This window comes from Pseudaeromonas pectinilytica (assembly GCF_054780855.1).
This window is the reverse complement of record NZ_BAAGVN010000158.1, coordinates 1-614: the sequence shown is the minus strand read 5'-3', so window position 1 is coordinate 614 and position 614 is coordinate 1. Positions and strand designations below refer to the sequence as shown.

The window sequence follows — 614 nt, the reverse complement described above, 5'->3', positions numbered from 1 at the left end:
GTTCTCTTGCTCGAGGCCACTACATTCCGCACCGTAGGATTACTGCATCAGGAGTGGTGGATGCGCCCGGATGACCCTGCCGACGCGGATGAAAAGGAGAGTGGCAAATGGCTGGCTGCGGCCGCAACTAGCCGGTTACGCATGGGCAGTATGATGAGCAACGTGATTGCGGTCTGTGACCGCGAAGCCGATATCCATGCTTACCTGCAGGACAAACTGACACATAAAGAGCGATTTGTAGTGCGCTCCAAGCACCCGCGCAAGGACACTGGCTCCGGATTGTATCTGTACGACCATCTGAAAAACCAACCGGAGCTGGGTGGCTATCAGATCAGCATCCCGCAAAAGGGCGTGGTGGATAAACGCGGTAAACGTAAAAATCGACCCGCCCGCAAGGCGAGCTTGAGCCTGCGCAGTGGGCGCATCACGCTAAAACAGGGGAATATCACGCTCAATGCGGTGTTGGCCGAGGAGATTAACCCGCCCAAGGGTGAGACCCCGTTGAAATGGTTGTTGTTAACCAGTGAACCCCCCGTCGAGTCACTAGCCCAAGCCTTGCGGGTCATCGACATATACACCCATCGCTGGCGGATCGAGGAGTTCCATAAGGCATG

General features: G+C 56.2%; 1 pseudogene. It reads left to right on the top strand.

Annotated features, from left to right (window positions below):
• Window positions 1-614 (top strand): annotated as a pseudogene (locus ACYVG7_RS09960) (IS4-like element ISAeme22 family transposase); the annotation flags it as partial.